Source organism: Streptomyces sp. MI02-7b (assembly GCF_033793585.1).
GTDB lineage: Bacteria > Actinomycetota > Actinomycetes > Streptomycetales > Streptomycetaceae > Actinacidiphila.
Genome location: NZ_JARAWX010000022.1, coordinates 1 through 22,641 on the forward strand (window position 1 = coordinate 1; position 22,641 = coordinate 22,641).

The following is a 22,641-nucleotide window of genomic DNA, read 5'->3' on the forward strand; positions in this document are numbered from 1 at the left end:
GCCCGCATCCGCCGGCCGCGGGCGGCGCGGCCGGCCGGACGGTCCGGCCCGGTGCGGCCGGCCCACCGATGACCCCGGGCCCCGGACGGACCGTTCCGGGCGGCGGGCACCCGCCCGGCACCCGTACCCGCCCCGCCCGCCCCGGGGCCCCGTCTCCTTCGGGGCCCGCATCCGCCCGCTGGGGCTCGTCTCCTTCGGGGGCGGGTCTTCGCCCGGCGGGCCTGTACTCGCCGTCCGGGGTGCACTCCTCGGGGCTGTTTGTCGCTTGTTGTCCTTCCTTTGGGCCGGATCCTGCTGTCCGGTTCGTTCAGCCGATATTTTGGGAGCGTTCTCACGATGACCGCCGTACGACCCGAGGCGAGCCCCCGGCCGGCCTCGGCCACTTCTTTCCCGCCCGGTTTCATCTGGGGAGCGGCCACTGCCGCGTACCAGGTCGAGGGCGCCGCTGCCGAGGACGGCCGGACCCCTTCGATCTGGGACACCTTCAGTCACACGCCGGGGAAGGTCCGCAACGGTGACACCGGTGACATCGCCGCCGATCACTACCACCGTTACCGTGACGACGTCGCTTTGATGAAGGACCTGGGCCTGCAGGCCTATCGTTTTTCCGTCTCCTGGTCGCGGGTGCAGCCCACCGGCCGCGGGCCGGCCGTCGAGCGGGGTCTGGACTTCTACCGGCGGCTGACCGACGAGCTGCTGGAGGCGGGCATCACCCCCGTCGCGACCTTGTACCACTGGGACCTGCCGCAGGAGCTGGAGGACGCCGGGGGCTGGCCGCACCGTGACACCGCCCTGCGTTTCGCGGAGTACGCGGGCATCATGGCCGGCGCGCTGGGTGACCGGGTCGGGGTGTGGACGACTTTGAACGAGCCGTGGTGCTCGGCGTTCCTGGGCTACGGTTCGGGCGTTCACGCCCCGGGCCGTACCGACCCGGCCGCCACGCTGCGCGCGGCGCATCACCTGAACCTGGGGCACGGGCTGGCGATCGGTGCGCTGCGTGCGGCGCTGCCGGCGTCCGCGCAGACCTCGATCACGCTCAATCTGCACCAGGTGCGGCCGCTGACCGACAGTGCCGGTGACGCCGAGGCCGCCCGCCGGATCGACGCCGTCGGCAACCGGATCTTCACCTCCCCGATCCTGGACGGCGTCTACCCCGAGGACCTGCGCCAGGACACCCGGCACCTGGTCGACTGGGACCGTCTGGTGCACGACGGCGACCTGGCGGAGATCTCCCGCCCGATCGACGTCCTGGGCGTCAACTACTACTCCCCGACGGTGGTCTCGCTGCCCGCCGACGGCGCCGGCACCACCAAGAACGACGGCCACGGCGCGAGCGACCACTCGCCGTGGACGGGCTCGGAGCACATCGCCTTCCACCTGGCCAACGACAACCTCACGGCGATGAACTGGGCCATCGACCCCAGCGGGCTGCACACCCTGCTCACCGACCTGGCGGCCTCGCACCCCGAACTGCCGCTGATGGTCACCGAGAACGGTGCGGCCTTCGACGACTACGCCTCGCCCGAGGGCGTGGTCAACGACCCGCAGCGCATCGCCTACCTGCACGCCCACCTGGACGCGGTCCGCCAGGCCGTCGCCGACGGCGCGGACGTGCGCGGCTACTTCCTGTGGTCCCTGCTGGACAACTTCGAGTGGTCCTACGGCTACTCCAAGCGGTTCGGCACCATCTACGTCGACTACGCCACCCAGCGCCGCATCCCGAAGGCGAGCGCCCACTGGTACGCGGGCGTGATCCGCCAGAACGCGCTGCCGGCCACCGACGCCTGACCCGGGCCCGGACCCGTCCGGCCCGAAAGGGGCGCCGCCGCCTTCGTGCGGCGGCGCCCCTGCCTGTTCCCGGACCCGCGGCCGGCCCGGCAGCGGCTGATGCCCGGGGCGGGGGATCGCGCATCGCCGTTCCCGGGGACTGCTGGTGCGTCATGGGGTGGCGTCACTGGTGACCTGACCGAGGGCGACCGCGCTGCGCAGCGCGGTAGGTGTGGGCGTGGGTCGGCCGGGAAGCGGGCGAGGCCGGCAGTGGCTGGCGGCCGACACCGCCCTCCAGCCGGCCGGTCCCCAAGAACGCCCTCGAGCGCGGCGCCGCACAGGGGGCCGGGCGGGTCGGGGCCGTCCACGTCCGTTCACTGGGGGTGGTGTTCGAGCCAGGGCACGATGTGGTCGACGTAGCTGTCCACGTTCGCCAGGGATGTGCCGGGCAGGACCGCGATGAGGTGCCCGATGCCGAAGGTCTGGTCCCAGATGCGGGCGCGCCGGTAGGTGTCGGGGTCGACGGCGCGGCGGAGGGTGTCCCAGCCGTGCCAGGCCATGCAGGCCGCGTCGACGGCGGGGTCGAAGGCCAGGGCCGCATCCCAGTCCAGGACACCGATCAGCTTCCCGTCGGGGCCCCAGTGGACGTTGGAGCCGCCGAGGTCGCCGTGCACGAGCGCGTCCGGGACGGGGTCCAGGGCCATCGCGTGGTCCAGGCGCCGGCGGCCTTCGTCGCGCCAGCGTGCGGGCAGGCGGGGGATGACGTCCTCGGCCAGGACGGCGGCCCAGCCCCGTACCGGGGCCGGCTCCTGGCCGGCGGCCAGGGCGCGGCGCAGCCCGGCCGTCAGCGGTACTTCGCGCAGGGCGCGCAGGAGTTCGCCGATCTGCCGCGGGTCGCCTTCGCCCTCGGGCCATGCCGTGCCGTCGATCCAGGACACGGCGACGGCGGCGCGCCCGTCGAAGTCGGTGACCGCTGTGAGCGGCTGCGGCACGGCGAACGGCAGGCCGGCGGCCCCGATGGCCCGCAGCAGTTCCGTGCGCCGCGGCAGTGCCTGCGCCCCGGACGGTCGCCGGCTGATCCGCACGGCCGCGATGCCGGGCAGCAGCACGACGTGGTGGATGTTGCCGTCGGCTGCCAGCCGGGCCCGGTCCAGCCGGGTGCCCGGCAGGAGTGCGTCGACGATCTCCAGCAGGTCCGCGGGTACTTCGTGGCCCACGCCGTCATTCCCTTCCGATGGTCTGCCCGTTCACCGGGCCCCGGTACGCACCCGCCCGCCGGCGACCGAGCAGCGGCTCTGCCGCCCGGGGGGCCTGGCAGGAGAGGGGGGCGATTCCTGGGGCGGCCGGGTCGAGGAGGATACCCGGCCGTGACGGGAGGCGTCCGCGCCGCAATCGTCGACGTCCACGCAGGTGTGCCGCCGCGTTCGCGACACCGGACCGGCACCGCGCGATGGCCGCGTGGTGCGACCTTGTCATCGGGGCGCTGCGGCCGGCCGGTGCGAACAGCCTCGCCGCCGGGCTGCGGCACGGACGCCCGCCGCGCGGACCGCCCGGTTGCCCCGCTCGCCGGGCTCGGCCGACCGGGAAACAAACGCCCGCCGCGTACGCCGGAGCCCCGGCCCCCGGGGGCAGCGTGCGATCCCACCGGTTGCCGCCGGGTGGCGGACCGCTGCCGGGCCGCTCACCCCTGCACGGCGAACGACTCGATGTAGGCCAGGGCTCCGTGGAGTGCGTCGCGCAGCGGCGTGACGTCGTCGGCTGCCTGGTCCAGTAGGGCTCCGCCCTGGAATGCGGCCGTGAGCAGGTGGGCGAGAGCGACCGGGTCGGCCTCCGGCCGCAGCTCGCCGCGCTCGCGCATCGCGCTCAGACCGTTGCGGAACAGCTCCTGCCATCGCTCGAAGCCGTCGGCCACCGCGTCGCGGTGGGAGGGGGTGGCCTTGACGACTTCGGCGGCCAGGGAGCCGAACGTGCACCCGCCGCGCACCATGTCCTGCGAGGCGATGTAGGAGTCGGCCCAGCGGCGCAGCGCGGCGAAGCTGTCCAGCCCGCCCAGGTCGGGGACCTGATGGCGGGCGACGATGGTGTCGGCCTGCCAGGCGAGCACCGCACGCACCAGGGACTCCTTGGTGGGGAAGTGCCGGGTCAGCTGGGAACCGCTGACCCCGGTGGCGGCGCGGATCTGCTCGTTGTTGGTGTTCTGCACGCCGTGCTCGTAGATCAGATCCGCGGCCGCCTTGATGATGCGTTCGCGCGTGGCCAGTCCCTTGGGGGTCAGCTTCCGGGCCGACGCTTCGCTGCTCGCAGTCATGGGCCGACCCTACCACGAAAAAGGGGCTTGACAGCCTCTTTCGTGTGGTGTTCCATGAGGTCCGGCCCAAAAAAGGGCTGGCAAGCCCATTTAGGGGAAGGGGTGGACGACATGTCCGCACAGGCTTCACCGCAGGCAGCCGCCGCGCGGCCCGCCGGCCCGGCCGTGGCAGCCGCGGAGGAGGGCCGTCCGCGGCGCCGGAGCGTCATGGCGGTGCCGGGTGCCGCCGCCTGCACGGCGCAGCTCGACTCCTTCGCCGTGGACGTCGCCCTGGCCGGGATCGGCCGGTCGTTCCCGCGCGTGAGTACCGTGGGCGTCTGGTGGGTTCTGCCGCCCTCGCACCCCAACGCCCCACCCCGGGCAGCGCCGTGCGCGACATGAGCCGGCAGGTCGGCAGTGCGTGGGTGTGGCCCCGGTTGCTGTCACCCCCAGCCCGCGGCCGCCGGGTTCGGCCCTGCCCGGGCCGGCCCGGGCCCGGCGCCGGGGTCGCCGCAGCCGCCGCGCTGCTCGCCCTCCGGTCCCGCCGCACACCCCTGACCGCACGGCCGCAGCCACTGGGGGGCCGGAGCGCAAGCGATCACGGCCTCCTGACGGGGGCGGAAGCGCCCCCGTCATCTGCGGCATCGGCCCCGAAAGGACCGGCGCCGCGGTTCCCGTCAGCCCCTGAAGAAACGGAGATCTCCCTCATGGAACGCAACCTCCTCGTGATCGGGGCCACCGGCAAGACCGGCGGCCGCACCACCGAACTCCTGCTCCGGCGCGGTCACCGCGTCCGCGCACTTGTCCGCGGCCTCGACGCACGCGCCGAGCGGCTCGCCGGCCTCGGGGCGGACGTCGTGGAAGGCGACGTCCTGGACCTGGACTCTCTGGCCCGGTCGGCCAAGGGGATCGACGCCCTCTACTTCACCTATCCGATCCGCCCCGGCCTGATGGACGCGACCGTGAACGTGGCCCGGGCGGCGGAGGAGAACGGGGTCCAGGCGATCGTGAACATGTCGCAGATATCCGCCCGCCGCGACACCGCCAGCAACGCCGCCCGCCAGCACTGGGTCGCCGAACGCGTCCTGGACCGGGCCCCGGTCCCGGTCACCCACATCCGCCCGACCTTCTTCGCCCAGTGGCTGGTCGACACCTGGGCCGACGGCACCGGCGAACTGCGCCTGCCGTTCGCCGACGGACGCCACGCCCCCATCGCGGAGAGCGACCAGGCGAAGGTGATCGCGGCCATCCTGGAAGACCCCGCCCCCCACGCCGGCCAGATCTACCCGCTGCACGGAGCCGAGGAGCTCGACCACTACGAGATCGCCGAGAAGATGTCGAAGGCGCTGGAGTGCCAAGTCACCTACGTCCCCGTCGAACTCGACGAATTCGCCGCCATCCTGCACGGGCGCGGCGCGCCGGACCACCTCGTCCAGCACCTGCTCGCCGTGGCCGTCGACTACCGCAACGGCGTCTTCGCCGGCACCAACGACCTGGTGAGGACGATCGGCGGCAGTGACCCCCTCGACGTCGAGGGTTTCATCGCCCAGAACCGCGCTGCCTTCACCCTGCCCACCGCCTGAATACCGGAGAACACCATGAGCGTCTGGTTCATCACAGGATCGTCGCGGGGCTTCGGCCGGGAAATCACCCGTGCCGCCCTCGCCGCCGGCCACCAGGTGGTCGCGACCGCCAGGAACCCCGAAACCGTCCGCGAGCGGTTTCCCGACGCCGGCGACGCACTGCTCACCGCGCCGCTGGACGTGACCGACCCGCGAAGCATCCAAGCGGCCGTCGACGACGCGGTCGGCAGGTTCGGCCGGATCGACGTCCTGGTCAACAACGCCGGCACCGGCCTGCTCGCCGCCGTCGAAGAGTCCGAGGACGCCGCGGTCCGCGCGGTGTACGAGACCAACGTGTTCGGCCCGCTGGCCGTACAGCGCGCCGTACTGCCGGTACTGCGGCGCCAGCGCGCCGGCCACGTGATCAACATCAGCTCCATCGTGGGCTTCGCCACCGCGCCGGGCTGGGGCATCTACGCCTCCACCAAGTTCGCCGTCGAAGGCTTCACCGAGACCCTCCACACCGAACTGGCACCCTTGGGCATCCACGTGACACTCGTGGAACCGGGTTTCTTCCGCACCGACTTCCTCGATCCCGCCAGCCTGCACACCGGACCCGACGCGATCGACGACTACGCGCCCACCGTCGGTGCGATGCGCGCGGCCGCCGCGAGCCTGAACCACGCCCAGCCCGGCGACCCGGCCAAGGCCGCCCACGCCATCGTCGAGATCGCCGCCACCCCCGAACCGCCCCTGCGCCTTCCGCTCGGCGCAGACACCCTGCACGCCTTCGACGCCAAACTGGACACCTTCCGCAAGGAGATGGACGCCTGGCGTCACGTCGCCCTCTCCACCGATCACGCATAAGGCTGCGCTCTGTACGGTCAGGGCTCCGGCGTAGTGCTCTGACCGCATAGGTTCGCCGGGTCGTTGAGGCCGCCCTGACTTGCAGCGATACCTGGCCACTCGCAGGCGTGGATGGCCACTCCCGTCGCGGCATCGAGCGATGAGTTCCGATACGAACAGAGGTCTTCTTGGGCGGACGTGCTCGCGAGGCGCCAGTAAAGACGCCGCCCAGTCCTCGGATCGTGGGCACGTACGGACTCGACCAAGCCTGATGACCCGTAAGGAGGAGCCAGCGTGAGCGACATTGTGGTCCAGAAGATCGTCCGGCCTGAGCGCGCAGTATCGGGCCCGTGGCTGGAGGTGATCGCCTCGAATCTCGACTACCACCGAGCGACCTTCTTGTGGAAGTGCGAGGGCCTCTCGGATGCACAACTGCGGCTGCGTCCTGTGCGGTCGTCGGCGTTGACCCTGCTGGGGCTCATGCGCCATCTGCAGGGGGTTGAGCGTGCCTGGTTCCAGCGGACGTTGGCGGGCACGACGCCTCGCTTCTTCCCTTATCAGACCTACGTCACCGCTGACGGTGGCGAGTGGTACGACGAGTCGGACGCTACGCCGGCCAGGGACGTCCACGAGGACTACCTGAAGGCGTGCGAGGAGTCGCGGCAGGTGTTCGCGAAGGTGACCGTCGACCTCGCGCGCATCGTGCCGAATCAGGAGTTCGGTGACACCGATGTGCGGTTCGTCCTTGAACACGTGATCGAGGAGTACGCCCGCCACGTCGGCCATGCGGATCTCCTCCGCGAGGCCATCGATGGCGCCACCGGCGAGTAGCCGACCGCTGCGCCCCACGAAGCGTGCCTCGGCCCGGCATGCGACGAATCGCTACCGTACCGACCAGCGGCAAGATAGCCAACCACCCGTGGGTACAGGCTGGTCACCAGGGGTCCTGCGACCGCCCCTGGCCACATATCGCCGGCGGTCACACCGCCGTGGCGAGGGGCCGACCGCCCCAGCGGATACCTTTCTCGCTGCGGATGCGGGCGCGTTCCCTGCGTTCGGCGGCCAGGATGTCGCGGTGGCGGGCGTTGGCGTTGCGCCACCGCAGGTAGGCGTGCAACGCCTGGGTCTGCACGGTGTGGTTGGGGTAGTTCGAGTTGGCGACGGCGAACTGCCGCAGCGGTCCGAAGTGGGCTTCGATGGGGTTGGCCCACGAGGCGTACGCCGGGGTGAAGCACAACTCGACCTTGTGCTTCTTCGCCCAGCGACGGATGTCGGCGCCCTTGTGGGCGGACAGGTTGTCCAGGATCACGTAGACCGGAGCACCGTCGGGACGGGCGGCGCGGATCGACTTCAGCGCGGCCAGCGTGTTCCCGGCGCCCTTCTTGCGCCGGTTGACGCCCCGTAGGGTCTCGTCGCCGACCGAGTAGCAGCCCTGGAAGTACCGCACGGCGTGGGTGCGGTGGTAGGTCGCCGGCACCCGGTCGGGCCGGGTCTGTTCGGCCCAGCAGCTGCCGCCGGTGGGCCGGATTCCCAGTGGGCCGAACTCGTCGAAGGCGAAGACGCGGTCGGGGGAAGCGGTCAAGGACGTGCTCGATGCGGTCGAGCTTGGTGTCGCGCTCGGGGTCGGGGGATTCCTTCCAGGTCGTGGTGCGCTGGAAGGTGACACCGCGGCGGGCGAGCAGGCCGCGTAAGCTCTCGCGGCCGATGCGGATCACCCTGCCGTGGACCTTGCGCAGGTAAGCGGCGAGCTTGCGCAGTGACCAGCGGGTGAAGGGCTGGCCGAGCTTGGTGGGGCGGGTGGTGGCCGTCTGGATGACGACTCCTCGTGGTCAGAGCTGAGTCGGCGGGGACGGCCTCCCGCCCACTTGGGGTCCAGGCAGGCCAGGCCGATCTCGTTGAAGCGGTGGATCACATCGCGCACGGTGTCCTCGTCGGCCTGCACCAGCTGGGCGATCACCGGCACGCGGTTCCCACCGGCCGAGGCCGGCAGCATCATCGCGCGCCGATAGCGCACCGAGCTGGTGCTGCCCCGGCGCACGATCTGCTGCAGCTTCTGCCCTTCCTGGTCGGTCAGTCTGCGCACGCGGACACGCTCGGCCACCGCACCTCCAGCGGTCGGATCGGACGTCGCCCATATCCAGCCGCCGGCGGAGGCCGGCCTCGATGTACTTCACGCTGTCCGCGTGGGCGGGCTCCGATGGCGATGCTGCGCCAGACGGCCATCGTGCGACGCGCGTTGCCGGTCCGCCTCTGGGAGGCGTCCTCGGCGAAGGTGGTGTCTCGGACATGGTGCACGACATCGGTCTTCCCGTGGTCGCGGGCGAGTTCTTCTGGTTGTCCTTGACGATCACGATGTATTGGGCGCCCCGACCGAGGAGGCAGTCGGCATTCCCGTGCCGGATTGCATCGGACGGTTGCAGGCTGTCCGGGGCGGGCCGAAGCTGTGGCATGACCGGCTGAGCGGGCGTCACCGGCCGGGCTGTGCCCGTGGCCTGGGAATGTGGGCCGTGGAGTGCGGGCGAGTCCGGTGTCTGGCCGTGACTGCTGTCTCCGGCGGTGTGGCCGCTGCCGGTGCGGGACGGACACGTCCTGCTCAGGCGTGCCTGCTTCAGCGAAGGCGGCAGGAACGGCGGGGGTGGCGGACGGATGCCGAGGTGTGTTGATGTCGGCTTCCGGGCTGATGGGCGCTGGGAGCCCGGTGGCACTCACCGATTCACGCACCGAAATCAGGGGTCAAAGTCACAATCCAGCAGCATCATCTGGGGTCGGTGAGTGGCCACTGATCACCGGTGAGGAGCAAGGGTCCGCTCACCGTCGCAGGTCACGGGCTCCTCGCAGACGTCACCGGCTTGCGCTGTGCCCGTGGCCACGCACCGCCGGGCCGGCCGGACCGGCGTGAGAAGTCGCCGAGCGGGCGTGCTGCACCGGTTTCCGGCATCCCCTACCCCCCGGCCCGGGGTCGCGATCGGGTGGGGTCCTCCCGTTCCAGGACTTTGACGTTAATCGACCGGTCGTCTACCTTGGTAGTCGACCGACCGGCTAGTTGTTGGTCGGGTAAGACGTTTCTTCGGAAGAAGGTCACCATGGGCACTCAGGATCAGAAGGTTGCTGTCATCACCGGCGCGTCTCAGGGTCTGGGCGCCGGGATGGTCGAGGGCTACCGCAAGCTCGGCTACGCGGTCGTTGCGACCTCGCGCACCATCCCTGCATCGCACGACGAGGGAGTCCTCACCGTCCAGGGCGACATCTCCGACCCGGCCACCGCCGAGCGTGTCATCGCCGCGGGCGTGGAGCGCTTCGGCCGGATCGACACCCTGATCAACAACGCCGGCATCTTCATCGCCAAGCCCTTCCACGACTACACGCAGGACGACTTCGCCGCGGCGATCGGCGTCAACGTGGCCGGCTTCTTCCGCATCACCCAGCTCGCCGTCCCGCACATGCTCGCCCAGGGCGGCGGTCACATCGTGAACATCACCACCAGCCTGGTCGAGGCTGCCAACTCCAACGTGCCCTCGGTGCTCGCCTCGCTGACCAAGGGCGGCCTGCAGTCCGCCACCAAGTCCCTGGCCATCGAGTACGCCACCCGCGGCATCCGCTCCAACGCCGTCGCCCCGGGCATCATCAAGACCCCCATGCACGCCGTGGAGTACCACGAGACCTACGCGGGCCTGCACCCGGTGGGCCGCATGGGCGAAATCAGCGACATCGTCGACGCGGTGCTCTACCTGGAGAACGCCTCGTTCGTCACCGGCGAGATCCTGTACGTCGACGGCGGTCAGAGCGCCGGCCACTGACGCGCACACCTGCAGGCCCCGGACACCGGGACGCTGGTGACCCGGTCCCCGGCCGGCCAGGAGAAACCGGCTCCTGCTCGGGGCATCCCTGCTCACGCAGGAGCCGGGATGCGCCGGCGCCGCGGCTGGGACGGCAGTGGCGGACGGCGTGGTTTTTTGGGTGGGGTCGAGGGCCGGGTCGTGGGGCGCCGGCCGGGCCCGCCTCCCGGCTGCGCCCTGGTCGAGGCCGACCGTGTCCGCCCCGGCGCCGTCGAGCACATCGCGGCCCTGCCCGTGGATCACGTCGACCTCGACCTGTCGGTAGTCCTCGCCGTCGCCTACCGCCCGGCCCACCCCCGAACGCCTCCGACGGCGCGGTCAGCGCCGCCCCACCAGCGACCCGCGCCAGTGGCCTCGGCAGTCCGTCGGGTTCCCCCAGCGCCACCCCAGGATCGCGCCGCTTGCGCGGAGCACGAGTCGCCAAGGGCGCATACTGGGCAGCAATGAACAACACTCCCGTGGCTCGGCGCCAACCGGCGCCGTCAGGCCCGTCCAAGACTCCCGTGGTGCCCCTGTTCTCCGCGCCGGAACCGGTGATGCCCCACCCGACGGCGCCGCGCCTGCCGCGCCCTGCGACGACAGGCCTCTTCCAGGCCCCGGAGGGTGCCGTGCACCATCCGGAGGAAGACGAAAAAGACACGCACGAGCCCTCCGTCCAGGCACGGCGGCCCCGACCAGGCCGCATCTGACACATCGTGCACACGGTGCGCGCGAGACGTCGAGCAGTCACGGCCTTCGGCAAAGACCGGGGCGGTTGCCGAGACGACGCGGCTGCGGCAGTGATGGTGCCAATCGGGTACGAGGCTGAGGCTTGTGTTCGTGGGCCGCCCGTGAGGAGTGCCGACGGTGGTACGGCAACGACCGCCGGGGTCGCTCAGCCGCTCACCAGGACGGCAACTCGAACCACCAGGGGCTTTGGTGCCCGGCCTGACGACCCGTTCTCCCCCAGCCATCGGTGAGCGGGTGCCCTGCCGTTGATCGCCAGGGGTACGGCTTTTGGACGTCGAGGACGTCGCCCAGGAGGCGACGATGCAGCGCGAAGAGGTTCACGCGGCAGCTGCGGCCTTGCCGGTGGGCAGCTGCGGGCAGCCGTTCTCCCAGGGCGTCGCGCAGGGGACGGTCGATCAGGGTCCGCAGCACTGGCCACGGGGCGATGAGCAGGTCGCGGTTCAGGAAGGCGATCAGGTCCCGACGCTGCCCCTCGCCCTGGGCCAGAACCGTGCAAGCCGACGAGTATCGCGACGGTCTGGCCGTGGTCGGTGATGGCGACCGGTTCACCGGTGGCGCTGACCTCGCGGGCGACGGCACCGAGACGGGCTCCGGCTTCCACGAGCGCGGTCTGCGTCGTGCACACCACCTTGCGCCGATGCACCTGGTACCCCCTGCATCATCCTGTGCGCTGTCCCGTGCGGTACGGCGTGCACGGGCGGCCTTGAGCCCGGGCGTCTGCGTCGGGCTCAGCTGCGGCCGGAGGGCGAGCCTGCGTCCTGTTCCGGATTCCGCTGCGACGGCAGCGGTGCCCTGCCGGGGCCGAGGGTGGGCGGTTCCGGTGGTGCGAGGTGGGTGGTGGGCACTCCGCGGGCGTTCTCCCGCCCGGCGTTGGCGACGACGACCTCGACATAGGGCAGTACGAGCCCCAGGACCAGCGTGATCCAGGCCAGGGGCGTGGAGACCTGCCACAGCACGACGGCGAGGACGAACGACACCGTCCGGACCGACATCGAGATGATGTAGCGCCGCTGTCTGGCCCGGACGTCGTCCGAGAGCCCGGCCGCGACCCCGGTAATCCGGAAGACCTGGTTGCCGCTTTGCTTCCACGTCACGTTCCACCACTCGTTCCACACGCCGGAAGCCCCCGGTTCCGGCACCGTCCACGGCACGCCGTGGATCTGCCATAACCAAGACCGGGCAAGCCGCCGCGGTGTGACAGCGCCCGCCCGTAGAGCCCGGGTGCTGAGCGGCGGTGGCCGGCAGGCTGATCGACAAGGCTGTCCCGGTACACTGCCGTGGGCCGGGCTGCTCCGTCGCGACGCCAACCCGGCGCAGCGAGAAGGCCCCGGCGTCAGCCGGGGGAGGAGTCACGGTGCTTGGCCGGGTGCCCGAGGAACTGCTCGCTGTCGCCGCGGCCGTGCTGCCCGGAGAAGATCTTCGCGGTGCGGCTTTCGCGAGTGGCGGCTCTCACCACGTGGTGCTGCTTGCCGGCGTCGCCGTCGTGCGCATCGCCAAGAACTCCACCGCGGTCGCCGCGCTGCCCCGGCGTACCGAACTTCTGCGCCGTCTGGCGGAGGCGGACTTGCCGTTCGCGGTGCCGGTCCCCTTGTCCGAGGTGGTCCGGGCGCAGGGGCACACCGCCGTCGCGCTGTCGTGGCTGGAGGGCAGGCCTTGCCGGCGGGGCGAGGGCGGAGAGCCGAAGGAGCTCGCCCGGCTGCTGGACGCGCTGCGGCAGGTGGACTGCCGTGACCTGGACGGTCTGCTGGGGGTGCCGCACGAGTACGCGGGAGGTGAGCGGTGGGCCGAGATCATGGAGCAGGACGTGCTGCCCCGGCTGCCGCGCGGGTGGCGGTCCGAAGCGCGTCGCCGTGTCCATGCCGCATTGGACCTGCCCGCCGTCACGCCGTCGCTCGTCCACGGCGACCTGGCCGGCGGCAACATGCGCTGGAGCGAAGACGGTCGCCTGCTCGGTGTGCTGGACTGGGATCTGGCCCAGCCCTTCGACCCCGCCGTCGACGCCGCCTGTCTGGCCTGGCACGGCTGGGACAAGGTCGCGGCCGCCGTCGACAGGCGCACCCTGCACCGTGCGTGGACCTGGTATCTCACCTTCGGCCTTGAGCAGATCCCCTTCGCCCTGCTCAATGGCGAACCCGACGACGTCGTCGCCCAGCGCGGCGCCGCCGCCGCGGCATGGCTGGACCGCACGGCACAACTGACCTCACCCCTGGCCTGACCACGATCTTTCGGGCCGGTGTCCTCACGCCCACCGTGATCCGCACCCGCAGGCACGTCGTGGACCACCGGACGGTCCGCCATCCGTCTCGGGGCGGTCTGCCTGCTGATCCTGTTCGCTCCGGTCGAGCACCCCACCCCACCCGCTGACGGGCCCGACCCCCACGACGCCCCGGGAACCCGAACCGTCCCCCGGGTTCCGCCGCCCCCGGGTACCGCCCGCCGGCCGGTGGAGCCGCTACCGCCTCATTCCGTTCCGGATCAGGGAGCCGACGAGAGGATCAGCTTGTCCAGGTCGTGATCTGAGCGGCGATCTCCCGCACCGGGAGCCCGTCGCGGGCGGCGCGGGCCAGCGGGAGAACGGTGTCCAGGCCAGGGCTCACCGGCAGGCCGCACGCCGACAGGTAGGCCGCGGTGACGGTGGCCGCGAAGAGCAGGTTCCTCAGCTCCAGGCTCGGGTTTCTCGCCAGCTCGCACAGCAGCGCCGCTGCCTTGTGATGAGGCTCGGGGTAGACCTCGCGGTCAAGGATTTCCGCCCGGTGACGTGCTTCCGCCGCGACCGCGACGCCGTAGTCGACGACCTGGGGATCTCCCGGAATCTGCTGTGCGACTGCCAGGATCCAGGCGAGATCGATGCGGAGGTTCACGCGGCGTCCCGTGACTTCGCCGGCTTGTCCGGAAGGCCCGGGTACCGGTCCTCGCCGACCTCCGCCTCGAACTGTTCCGCGTACGCGGCCAGGAACGCCGCGGCGCCGGCCATGAAGGCGGCGCGTGACTGGTTCACATCGGCCTCGATCAGGTCGGCCACATATCCCTGCAGGCTCAGGCCGCGGCGCTTGGCCCGTTCCTCGGCGGCTGCTTTGACGGCTTCGTCCAGCCGGATATTGGTCTGCTTTCCCATACCGGCACTATAGCTATGCGCTGGTATCGGCACATAGCAAACGGGGGTTCGGGTCTGGGGCCGGGCCCCATGGGATGGAGCATGCTTCGGGCCGAGTGCGACCGCGAGCTCGTCGACGGCGGCGCGGGGGAGGTGGCGGGTGGTCACGATGTGCGCGATGCCGCCTTCGCGCGCCCCATGCCGGCGACGCGCCGGCGCGGCCGGGGGCCGGTCGCAGCACCGTCTCGTCATTGCCGGTGGTGGCGAGCCGGGTGCCGTCGGGGCGGGTCGCCATCCGAGAACACCGGACCAGTGCGGCCGGTGAAGGGTGGCTGTGCAGGTGCCGGTGGCCGCGCAGGGAAACCTCACCCGGTCGGCCGGTGCGGGTGCAGCAGTGATCTCCCGGCATGAATCTTGCTGTGGGTCGCTGCCGGTGTGTCCGCGGTGCAGCGCCCACCCACCCGAACGCCTGCTCTTGGAGGATGCATGGGGATCCGCACAGCCGCGCTCTCGACGACGAGGAGGAGGGTGCGGTCGCGCAGGGCGGGCGCGTGCATGGCGGCAGTGATGGCGGCCCTGGCGTCCGGCACCGTGGTCGCCGTGGCGTCGACGGGTCGTGCCGAGGAGGCTCCCGCGGTCCCCGCTGCGGCTCGTGGTGGCGCGCAGAGCACGGCCCACCCGTGCTTCTCCGTCCCGGCGTTGCCCGGCTACTGCCCGAACCGTCCGAACCGTCCGGGCCGGCCCGGGCCACCCGGTCCGCCCGGTCCGGCGGGCCCCGCGGGACCTCCCGGGCCGTCGGGTGCGCCGGGCCCCGCGGGTCCTCCCGGGCCGTCGGGTCCGCCCGGACCTGTCCGCACGACAAGGGTCACCAGTCAGCCGGTGCCGACGAACACCGAGGGCGACTCCGTGGCGACCGTCCAGTGCCCACCGGGCACCACGGTGACCGGGGGCGGCTTCACGTTCCTGACGGGGCCGTCTGTCCCCGTGCGGTCCTCGGACCTGATCGGCAACGGTTGGACGGTGATCGTCCCCGGATCGGACCAGCCCAGCACTTTCGTGGCGTCGGCGGTCTGCGCCGGGTGACGTGCGAACGCTTCGGCGGAAGGGGGGCCGCGCCGGCCCGGGGCCCTTCTTGCTGCCGGTGGCCGGCTGATGGCCTGCGGGGGAGTGCCGGTGGAACTGAACGTCATCGTCCGAGGGTCCGTGGCGCAGGTTCAGCGACCCGGCGCGTGGTACTGACAGATGATGCCCACGCGGTGTTGGCGTGAGTGACGAACAGTCATGTCGTTCTCACGCCGGCCACCCCCCCGGGGGGGCGCATCTCGCCCGGGAACCGGTGCGGTTCGCGGTGGTCGGGCAGTTCGGGCGCAGTGGCGTTGGGCGGCGTGTCCGGGCGGGCGTGGCCGGTCGGGGGTGAATCCGAGTGCGCGGCGCGACGATCCGCATGCGGCAGCCTGCCCGACGGGGCCGGTGACGGTGACCGTTGTCGGCGGCCGTGCTGTCAGGCGGCGGCCCGGCGGCGCGGCCGGCTTCGGGGGAGCGCGCGCTTCGGTGCCGGTGACTTCGACCGCCTGGGCGAACTCCGCGTCGATCCGGTCCGGTCGAGCCCGGGGCCGAGTGCCGGTTCGCGCACGCGACGGTCTCAGCCGCGGGTGCGAGGGCGGCGTTCCCCTGCGGTACCGCTGCTCGTCGCGCCGGTCAGGATGGCGCTTGCGACGATGTCGAAGAGGTGGTCGGCGCGTGACGCGAGCGAGTGCTGATCGCCGATCCAGGCGAGTGCCGCCACCAGCGCGAACAAGTCCGCGCCGTCCATGTCGGTCCGCGCCGTGCCCGCGGCCTGGGCGCGGGTGAGCAGCCGCGCCCCGGCCGCACGCAGCGTGACGCACGAGGTGTGGAGTGCGGACCCGGTGTCCTCGATGGCGGCTGCCATCAGCACGACCGCGCCCCGGTACTCGGTGGTCCACGCGACGCAGTCGCGCAGCCACGACACGAGAGCGTCGTCGGGCGAGCCGGCCGTTTCCAGGGCGCCCGCCTTGGCGGTCAACTCGTCGAAGCTCGTGCGGAGCAGGGCGTCGAGCAGCGCCTCGCGCGTCGGGAAGTGACGCAGCAACGTCGCGAGTCCGACATCGGCCCTGCGTGCGATGTCGCGCAGTGACACCTCGACGCCCTGCTCGGTGATGGCGGTGCCCGCGACCGCGAGCAGGTGGTCGCGGTTCTTCCTGGCGTCGGCCCGCATCTGGCCCCCTTGACTATCCGGATCAGTGGTCCATATATTCGGATCAGTGGTCCGTTTATGTGGAGCGCTGATCCGAATAAGCCTATCCCGCGGTGCGGGCAGGAGAGACGATGCCGACACACACGATGAGGGCGGTCCGGCTCCATGAGCACGGCGGTCCTGAAGTTCTGCGCTACGACGAGGTGCCGATGCCCGAGCCGGGGCCGGGTGAGGTGCTCGTTCGCGTGCACGCGGTCGGCGTCAATCCCCCCGACTGGTACCTGCGCGACGGGATGTCCAACCTGCCCCCGGAGGTGAGGCCGAAGTTCGGCCTGCCCGTGATTCCGGGGACGGACCTGTCGGGCGTCGTCGAGGCCGTCGCCGCGGATGTCGACGGCTTCCGCGTCGGGGACGAGGTCTTCGGCCTCCTGCGCTTCCCCAGCTTCGACGGCAGCACCTATGCCGAGTACGTGGCCGCGCCCGCGTCGGACCTCGCGCTCAAGCCGGCCGGCATCGATCACGTGCACGCCGCCGGTACTCCCATGGCCGGGCTCACCGCGTGGCAGTTCCTGATCGAGCTCGGCCACGACCACCCCTCGCCCTTCCAGGCGGCGCAGCACCGCCCGGTGCCACTGGACGCCGGCACGACGGTCCTGGTCAACGGCGCCGCGGGCGGCGTGGGGCACTTCGCTCTGCAGCTGGCGAAATGGAAGGGCGCACGGGTCATCGCGGTGGCGTCGGGCGCGCACGAACTGTTCCTGCGCGAACTGGGCGCCGACGAGTTCATCGACTACACCACGAGCCGTCCCGAGGAACTCGTGCACGACGTCGACCTCGTTCTCGACGCCGTCGGCGGCCCCCACAGCAAGCGCTTCCTGCGCACGCTCAGGCGCGGCGGCTCCCAGTTCCCCGTGTTCTTCGGTGCATTCGACGACGAGGAGACCGCCGAGCTGGGCGTCACCGTCACGGGCACCCAGGTCCGCTCGAACGGCGCGCAGCTTGCCGAACTGGCACGCCTGCTCGAGGCGGGCACGGTCCGCGTCGCGATCGACAGCACGTTCGCGCTCGCGGATGCCCGGGCCGCGCACGAACGCGCCGCCCGAGGGCACATCCAGGGAAAGATCGTGCTGACCGTCGCCCAGGAGCGAGCCGCCTGACCGGCCCGCACGCGGATGTGCCAGGTGGCGGCGGTCGGGGCGGGGAGTCGCGGCGGGATGCGGACGGCCGCGCCGCGAGGTCTGCAGGCCCCTGAGGGTGTCGTCGACCGACTCGACCGATCGGCTGCCGCAGCGGCCTGCACAATGCCGTGCCGGTCTGTTCGGGTCCGCCCTTGCGGGCCGGCCGCGGCCGGAGCGCACTCGTCGCCTGCGCCGGTCGCCGTCCGAACCCCCGTCCGCGGCAGTGCCGGTCGCCGATCGGTGTCCGGACCGGGCGGTGACCGGTCAGCGCGGGTTCGACGGCCGGCATGTCCGGCGGGGTCCCCGTGTCGGCCTTCGCGCCGGTGAGCACGAAGACCCCCGGCATCCCGTGCGGGGCGCGGCCCCAGCGTGCCGTCGACTAGGCACCCGGGTCGCCGATCCGGTCGGCGAGGGCGCGCAGGGCCGCGGAAGACCGTGAGCCGGGTCGGGCTGTGCTCACGAACAACCACTGGCCCGGGTCGCCTGGAAGGACAAGGGTCTCGTAGTTCAGGGTGACTTCGCCGAGCAAGGGGTGCCGGTAGCGTCTGGTGCCGTGGGAGAATTCCTCCACGTCGTGCGCGGCCCACCATCGGCGAAAATCTGCGTCCGCCGCCGATAGCTGATCGATCAGCTCGGTCAGTTGCGCATCGCCCGGATTCCGGCCCGCATACAGGCGCAAACCCGTGACCACCATGCGGGCAGCCATGTCCCAGTCGACAAACAGTTCACGCGCCACAGGGTCGAGAAGCACAAATCGCGCCAAATTGCGCTCGCGGACGGGCACGGCCTCGAAATCGACGAATACCGCGCGCGCCATCGCATTGAGGGCGAGGACGTCCATGCGGCCGTTCAGGATCATCGCGGGGCTGTCCCGCAGAGCCTCGAGCAGTGCGTACGCACCCGGGCGCACTCGCCGCGGATGGGCGGACCGGCTCACTTTGGCCACGGACTGCGGCCTGGCCAGGTCGAACAGGTGCGCACGCTCGACGTCGTCCAGCCGCAAGGCGCGGGCCACGCCCTCCAGCACCGCGTCGGAGGCATTGGCCACCCGTCCGCGTTCCAGGCGGATGTAGTAGTCCGCGCTCAATCCGGCCGACAGGGCGACCTCCTCGCGGCGCAGTCCCGGAACACGGCGGCCCGCCCCCGGTGTGACCCCGGCCTGCTCGGGAGTCACCTGGGCGCGACGCGACCGCAGAAAATCGCTCAGCTCCTTGTTGTCACCCGAAGCGGACGATGTCCTGGCCATATGGTGAGGCTAGCCCTCGTCGCGCTGCCCCGGCAATACGTGCAAGGGAATGATACGTGCCGCACAAGCGCCCCGTCACCGGGAAACAGGCCAGCGGTGGCGCCCGGGAAAAGGGAAATGGGGCGCGCGACTTTTTTGCCCGACGGGCGGCGGAAAACGACGGGCGGTCGTTTTCGGTAAATGCGTTCGCCGGGGGTGGTCGCAAAAGTGGCCGTCGGGGAAGTACGTGTTCCGGGGGCAGGCGCCCGTGCCGGGCACGTGTCCTCGCCGGTGTCCGTGCCGGCGAGGTCGAACTGCCTTGTCCCGAAGCCGCCCACCGCGCACTGCCCGGTGATGGGGCTGGGGGGGCCTGCCAGTACCCGGACCGGCAGGCCCGGGCCGAGGCGGGCCTGCCGGACCCCTCCGCGGCGCCTTTTCGGCTGGTTCTCTGGAATTGCAAGCCGACATCAAGGAACAAGGACTTCCCCCCATGAACCTGAAGCTCGAAATGATCGTGCTGCCCGTGTCCGACACCGACCGGGCCAAGGCCTTCTACGAGAAGGCCGGATTCCGTCTGGACGTCGACTACACGGCCGACGAGGGCGCGCGGATCGTGCATTTCACGCCGTCCGGCTCGGAATGCTCGATCATTTTCGGCGAGGGGCTGACGTCCGTCGCACCCGGCTCGGTCCAAGGCCTGTATCTCATCGTCTCCGACATCGAGGAGGCCCGCGCGGAGCTCGTCGGCCGCGGCATCGAGGTCGGCGAGATCTTCCACGACGCAGGCGGCCTCTTCCACGGCCACGCGGGCGGGGACGTCACCCACAGCGGCCTCGGCCAGGAGCGGCTGGCCGGCCTGCACCCCGAGCGCGCCTCCTACGGCTCCTTCCTCACCTTCAGCGACCCGGACGGCAACGGCTGGGTGCTCCAGGAGGTCTCGCAGCGCCTCCCCGGCCGCTGACCGGTCCGCAAACCACCGTCCAGGGGCTTGCATCGCAACGGACACGGCCCGGAGGACGGCGCCGGCCTGCGCGGGCGCCACGGCGCCGTCCGGCAGGCCCGCCCGAGTCACCGAAGCCAAGGAGAACCCGAACAGTGAGGAACACCGCAGTGAGGAACGAGACCAGCCGCACCTACGACGTGATCGTCATCGGCGGGGGGCCGGTCGGCGAGAACGTGGCCGAACGCGCCCGCGCCGCAGGGCTCAGCGCCGTGATCGTGGAACGCGAACTCCTCGGCGGCGAGTGCTCGTTCTGGGCCTGCGACCCGAGCAAGGCGCTGCTGCGGCCCGTGGTGGCACGTGCCGACGCGAGCCGCGTACCCGGACTCGACCCGGCGGTGGCCGGCCCGCTGGACGTCGAGGCGGTCCTCGCGCACCGCGACAAGATGTCCTCGTACTGGAAGGACGAGGACCAGGTCGACTGGCTGACCTCGGTCCGCGTCGACCTCGTGCGCGGCCACGGCCGCCTCACCGGCCCCAAGCAGGTCGCGGTGCAGACCCCTGAGGGCGACACGGTCGCCCTGACCGCCCGGCACGCGGTCGCTGTCTCCACCGGCACCCGCGCCGCCCTGCCCCCGATCCCCGGACTCGACACCGTCCGGCCGTGGACCAGCCGCGAGGCCACCAGCGCCGACAAGGTGCCCGGCCGCCTCGCCGTCGTCGGAGGCGGTGTGGTCGCCGTCGAGATGGCCACCGCCTGGCAGGCCCTCGGCTCCCAGGTCACCATGCTCGTCCTCGCCGACGGACTCCTGGAGCGGATGGAGCCGTTCGCCGGCGAGCTGGTCACCGACGGGCTGCGCGAATCCGGCGTCGACATCCGTTTCAACACCACCGTCACCTCCCTGGCCCGGGAGGACGGCGAGGTGCGGATCACGCTCCGCGACGGCGGGCAACTGGCCGCGGACGAGGTCCTGCTGGCGACCGGCCGGGCCCCCCGGACCCGGGATATCGGCCTGGAGACCGTCGGTCTCACCCCCGGCGACTGGCTGACCGTGGACGACACCTTCCGGGTCACCGGCGTGGACGGCGGCTGGCTCTACGCCGTCGGCGACGTCAACCGCCGCGCCCTGATGACGCATCAGGGCAAGTACCAGGCCCGGATCGCCGGCGCCGTCATCGGCGCCCGCGCCAAGGGCGAGCCGGTCGACGACGCCCCTTGGGGCGCGCATGTCGCCACCGCCGACCACGCGGCCGTCCCGCAGGTCGTCTTCACCACCCCCGAGGTCGCCTCCGTCGGCCTGACCAGCCGCGAGGCCGAGCGGAGCGGGCGCAGCGTCGAGGTCGTCGACTACGACCTCGCCCGCGTCGCCGGTGCCCACCAGTACGGCGAGGAGTACCGCGGCCGGGCCCGCATGCTTGTCGACACCGACCGCGGCACCGTGGTGGGCGTCACCTTCGCCGGCCCCGGCGTCGGGGAACTGGTGCACTCGGCCACCATCGCGGTCGCCGGCGAGGTACCCCTCGACCGGCTCTGGCACGCCGTCCCCGCCTTCCCCACCCTCGGCGAAGTCTGGCTGCGGCTGCTGGAGACCTACCGCGGCTGAGCATGCCGGCCGGCGTCCGGTGCAACCCGGCCTCGGCCGTGGCACCCCACCGGCGAACACGAACGGCTCACAGCCTTGCGAGAAACAGCCCGGCACTGCCGGTGCCCCGTACCTGGCGGCCGCTTTCGGGCGGAGCCCGGGACTTTTCGGGCCTCGCCGACCGCCGAACGAGAAAGGCGCGCACCATGCACGTACTGCCTGCCCCGACGAACCGGCCTGCCCCGACGAACCGGGCGCTCCACCTCTGCGACCGCCCGGGCGCACCGGGGCGCGGGCCCACCGCACCCGTCCCCGCGGGAGCACCCGCCGCCGACAGGCCGCCGGGCCACCGGCAGACGGACGTCCACTGGCTTGTCGGACTGCGTTTTCGTTCCACTGCGGGGAACCTGACCAGGCACTACTACCTGATCGACGGCGGAATCACCCGGCAGGACGCCCTGCGCCTGGCCCGGCGGAAGGCAACAAGCCCCTCGGAACGGCGCGCCCGACGCGGCGCGCCGGTCGACGGCGCCTGGGCCGAGGCCCGCGCCATGAGAATGAACGACCTGGGCCTGCCGGAAATGGCCGACGAGCAGCAGTCGCCGGCAAAGGCTCCGAACCGGCCGTCGCCGCTTTCGGCGCCTTCGGCGTCACCTCCGGCCGGGCCTTGCCCGGCGTCGTCGGCCCCCCGGGTCTGATGGTTGCCGGGGGGCGGGGCGTCAGGGGGAGGCGGTGCGGCGGGCGTAGGCGCGGGCGGCGCGGGCGCGGTCGCCGCAGCGGGTGGAACACCAGTGGCGGCGGCCGTGGCGGAGCAGGAAGCGGTTGCAGGGGGCGGAGCCGCAGGCGGTGAGGCGGTCCGCGTCGGGGCCGGTGAGCAGGTCGGCGGCGTCGGCGGCGAGGACGGCCAGGGCGTGGTCCACGATCGCGGTGGTGGGGTGGGGGGTGGCGCGGTAGGGACCGGTCACCTCGTCCCACTGCAGCAACGCCGCGGTGGGCAGGCGGGTCATGGCGTCGTTGACGGCCCCGATCGCGGCGGGGAGGGCGGGCAGGCCTTCGGCTCGGGAGGCGAACAGCGACCTGATCTGTTCGCGCAGTGCGCGCAGTTGCGTCGCGCACATCTCCCGCATGCCGGCGTCGAGCGGTGCCAGACCGCGTTCCGCCAGCCAGTGGTTCGCCTGCGCGGGAGAACCCAGCAGATCGACCGTGTGCCCGCCCGCCAGCGCGATCGCGCTGTTGGCCAGGGCGAGAGCCAGATGCTCCGCCTCGCCGTGCGCGGGCGGCAGGCCGGGTTGTGCGATCAAGGGCTCCTCCACGTTCCTCATGGTACGGCTTGCTTGCATCCGTGAGAGGCGGCTACGGTCGTATCACGGTTAAACACT

General features: G+C 71.9%; 20 protein-coding genes and 1 pseudogene. 12 read left to right on the forward strand and 9 right to left on the reverse strand.

The features are described 5' to 3' along the window. Nucleotides 1-336 precede the first annotated feature (336 nt). Complete coding sequence (locus PV364_RS30215; protein ID WP_319663624.1) at nucleotides 337-1,788, forward strand: GH1 family beta-glucosidase; 1,452 nt, start codon at nucleotides 337-339, stop codon at nucleotides 1,786-1,788. Between the two features lie 353 nt (nucleotides 1,789-2,141). Here the strand turns inward: PV364_RS30215 and PV364_RS30220 are convergent, their stop codons facing one another. Continuing rightward, nucleotides 2,142-2,984, reverse strand: a complete 843-nt coding sequence (locus PV364_RS30220; RefSeq protein WP_319663625.1) for a phosphotransferase family protein — start codon at nucleotides 2,982-2,984, stop codon at nucleotides 2,142-2,144. 464 nt (nucleotides 2,985-3,448) lie between these two features. Continuing rightward, complete coding sequence (locus PV364_RS30225) at nucleotides 3,449-4,075, reverse strand: TetR/AcrR family transcriptional regulator (protein ID WP_319663627.1); 627 nt, start codon at nucleotides 4,073-4,075, stop codon at nucleotides 3,449-3,451. A 111-nt stretch (nucleotides 4,076-4,186) separates the two neighbouring features. On the opposite strand from PV364_RS30225, the gene PV364_RS30230 reads away from it, so the two are divergent. The 4 genes from PV364_RS30230 (at nucleotide 4,187) to PV364_RS30245 (ending at nucleotide 7,293) form a co-directional block, all read left to right on the forward strand. Then, nucleotides 4,187-4,456, forward strand: a complete 270-nt coding sequence (locus tag PV364_RS30230) for a hypothetical protein (RefSeq protein WP_319663628.1) — start codon at nucleotides 4,187-4,189, stop codon at nucleotides 4,454-4,456. A 305-nt stretch (nucleotides 4,457-4,761) separates the two neighbouring features. Further along, on the forward strand, nucleotides 4,762-5,637 hold the full coding sequence (locus PV364_RS30235) for an NAD(P)H-binding protein (protein WP_319663629.1): 876 nt from the start codon (nucleotides 4,762-4,764) through the stop codon (nucleotides 5,635-5,637). A 15-nt stretch (nucleotides 5,638-5,652) separates the two neighbouring features. Further along, the gene (locus PV364_RS30240; RefSeq protein ID WP_319663630.1) at nucleotides 5,653-6,483 is read left to right on the forward strand and encodes an oxidoreductase; all 831 of its coding nucleotides are present in this window, start codon (nucleotides 5,653-5,655) and stop codon (nucleotides 6,481-6,483) included. A 273-nt stretch (nucleotides 6,484-6,756) separates the two neighbouring features. Beyond that, nucleotides 6,757-7,293: a DinB family protein gene (locus PV364_RS30245; protein WP_319663631.1), complete on the forward strand. Its 537-nt coding sequence runs from the start codon at nucleotides 6,757-6,759 to the stop codon at nucleotides 7,291-7,293. Between the two features lie 148 nt (nucleotides 7,294-7,441). On the opposite strand, the pseudogene PV364_RS30250 reads toward PV364_RS30245, so the two are convergent. Next, nucleotides 7,442-8,563 (reverse strand): annotated as a pseudogene (locus tag PV364_RS30250) (IS630 family transposase). 982 nt (nucleotides 8,564-9,545) lie between these two features. On the opposite strand from PV364_RS30250, the gene PV364_RS30255 reads away from it, so the two are divergent. Continuing rightward, entirely contained in the window at nucleotides 9,546-10,259 is a 714-nt protein-coding gene (locus PV364_RS30255) for an SDR family NAD(P)-dependent oxidoreductase (protein WP_319663632.1), read from the forward strand. 1,035 nt (nucleotides 10,260-11,294) lie between these two features. Next, entirely contained in the window at nucleotides 11,295-11,561 is a 267-nt protein-coding gene (locus PV364_RS30260; RefSeq protein ID WP_319663633.1) for a hypothetical protein, read from the forward strand. A gap of 194 nt (nucleotides 11,562-11,755) precedes the next feature. Here the strand turns inward: PV364_RS30260 and PV364_RS30265 are convergent, their stop codons facing one another. Next, the gene (locus tag PV364_RS30265; RefSeq protein ID WP_319663634.1) at nucleotides 11,756-12,121 is read right to left on the reverse strand and encodes a DUF3099 domain-containing protein; all 366 of its coding nucleotides are present in this window, start codon (nucleotides 12,119-12,121) and stop codon (nucleotides 11,756-11,758) included. A 362-nt stretch (nucleotides 12,122-12,483) separates the two neighbouring features. On the opposite strand from PV364_RS30265, the gene PV364_RS30270 reads away from it, so the two are divergent. After that, nucleotides 12,484-13,242 (forward strand): phosphotransferase, encoded by a 759-nt coding sequence (locus tag PV364_RS30270; protein WP_319663635.1) that lies wholly within the window; start codon nucleotides 12,484-12,486, stop codon nucleotides 13,240-13,242. A gap of 280 nt (nucleotides 13,243-13,522) precedes the next feature. Here the strand turns inward: PV364_RS30270 and PV364_RS30275 are convergent, their stop codons facing one another. Both PV364_RS30275 and PV364_RS30280 read right to left on the reverse strand, forming a co-directional pair. Continuing rightward, nucleotides 13,523-13,888, reverse strand: coding sequence for a hypothetical protein (locus PV364_RS30275; protein ID WP_319663636.1), 366 nt, complete (start codon nucleotides 13,886-13,888; stop codon nucleotides 13,523-13,525). Next, a complete protein-coding gene (locus tag PV364_RS30280; RefSeq protein WP_319663638.1) occupies nucleotides 13,885-14,142 on the reverse strand; it encodes a hypothetical protein in 258 nt (85 codons plus the stop codon). Before PV364_RS30280 ends, PV364_RS30275 begins: the two co-directional genes overlap by 4 nt. An 858-nt stretch (nucleotides 14,143-15,000) precedes the next feature. Here PV364_RS30280 and PV364_RS30285 point away from each other — a divergent pair. After that, nucleotides 15,001-15,204 (forward strand): hypothetical protein, encoded by a 204-nt coding sequence (locus PV364_RS30285; protein ID WP_319663639.1) that lies wholly within the window; start codon nucleotides 15,001-15,003, stop codon nucleotides 15,202-15,204. A gap of 559 nt (nucleotides 15,205-15,763) precedes the next feature. Here PV364_RS30285 and PV364_RS30290 read toward each other — a convergent pair. Continuing rightward, the gene (locus PV364_RS30290; RefSeq protein ID WP_319663640.1) at nucleotides 15,764-16,357 is read right to left on the reverse strand and encodes a TetR/AcrR family transcriptional regulator; all 594 of its coding nucleotides are present in this window, start codon (nucleotides 16,355-16,357) and stop codon (nucleotides 15,764-15,766) included. A gap of 110 nt (nucleotides 16,358-16,467) precedes the next feature. Here PV364_RS30290 and PV364_RS30295 point away from each other — a divergent pair, with 110 nt between their 5' ends. Further along, entirely contained in the window at nucleotides 16,468-17,493 is a 1,026-nt protein-coding gene (locus PV364_RS30295; protein ID WP_319663641.1) for an NADP-dependent oxidoreductase, read from the forward strand. 400 nt (nucleotides 17,494-17,893) lie between these two features. Here PV364_RS30295 and PV364_RS30300 read toward each other — a convergent pair whose 3' ends face one another. After that, nucleotides 17,894-18,760, reverse strand: coding sequence for a helix-turn-helix transcriptional regulator (locus tag PV364_RS30300; protein ID WP_319663643.1), 867 nt, complete (start codon nucleotides 18,758-18,760; stop codon nucleotides 17,894-17,896). 469 nt (nucleotides 18,761-19,229) lie between these two features. Between PV364_RS30300 and PV364_RS30305 the strand changes: the two genes are divergently transcribed. Both PV364_RS30305 and PV364_RS30310 read left to right on the forward strand, forming a co-directional pair. Continuing rightward, nucleotides 19,230-19,700, forward strand: coding sequence for a VOC family protein (locus PV364_RS30305; protein ID WP_319663644.1), 471 nt, complete (start codon nucleotides 19,230-19,232; stop codon nucleotides 19,698-19,700). A gap of 149 nt (nucleotides 19,701-19,849) precedes the next feature. Continuing rightward, entirely contained in the window at nucleotides 19,850-21,283 is a 1,434-nt protein-coding gene (locus tag PV364_RS30310; RefSeq protein WP_319663645.1) for an NAD(P)/FAD-dependent oxidoreductase, read from the forward strand. 698 nt (nucleotides 21,284-21,981) lie between these two features. Here the strand turns inward: PV364_RS30310 and PV364_RS30315 are convergent. After that, nucleotides 21,982-22,584: a CGNR zinc finger domain-containing protein gene (locus PV364_RS30315; protein WP_319663646.1), complete on the reverse strand. Its 603-nt coding sequence runs from the start codon at nucleotides 22,582-22,584 to the stop codon at nucleotides 21,982-21,984. Nucleotides 22,585-22,641: the final 57 nt, after the last annotated feature.